Origin of the sequence: Bradyrhizobium sp. Mp27, from assembly GCF_029953005.1 — a bacterium.
GTDB classification, from domain to species: Bacteria; Pseudomonadota; Alphaproteobacteria; order Rhizobiales; family Xanthobacteraceae; genus Bradyrhizobium; species Bradyrhizobium barranii.
Genome location: NZ_JASAUS010000634.1, coordinates 1 through 459, shown reverse-complemented (window position 1 = coordinate 459; position 459 = coordinate 1). Strand labels below are relative to the sequence as shown.

General features: G+C 64.7%; 1 protein-coding gene and 1 pseudogene. One reads left to right on the top strand and one right to left on the bottom strand.

Annotated elements, in window-relative coordinates:
* Window positions 1–187, top strand: a 187-nt coding sequence (locus QJT78_RS52110) for a hypothetical protein (RefSeq protein WP_281460943.1), incomplete at its 5' end; no start/stop codon positions are given.
* 72 nt (window positions 188–259) lie between these two features.
* Here QJT78_RS52110 and QJT78_RS52105 read toward each other — a convergent pair.
* A pseudogene (locus QJT78_RS52105) lies at window positions 260–459 on the bottom strand (IS3 family transposase); the annotation flags it as partial.

The window sequence follows — 459 nt, the reverse complement described above, 5'->3', positions numbered from 1 at the left end:
GGCAATCCTGCCGCTATGGGCGCGGCGGACGAAGAGCCTGGATGCCTTGATCCCGGTCCTCTATTTGCGCGGCATCTCGACCGGCGACTTCCAGGAGGCGCTCTCGGCGCTCCGATGCATCCGATTGCGGCAGCACGGACAGTCCTTTTGTGATGCCCGCCCGGAAGTCAATCGGTTCGCGGTGTGATCGCGGCGCACGCGGCCGAGCTCGCGGCGCTGAAGGCGGAGAACGAGAAACTCGCGCAACGCGTCCTGCATCTACGCGATGGGCCAGGACCCGTCGGCTGAACACATCGACGACCGCCGCGAGATAGACGAAGCCACGCCGCATCGGAATGTAGGTGATGTCCACGCATGGTCGGGCCGCTCGATCTTCAATCCGCGCAACAGGTACGGGTAGATCTTGTGACCCGGAGCCGGCTTGCTCGTGTTCGGGCGACGATAGACCGCCTCGATCCC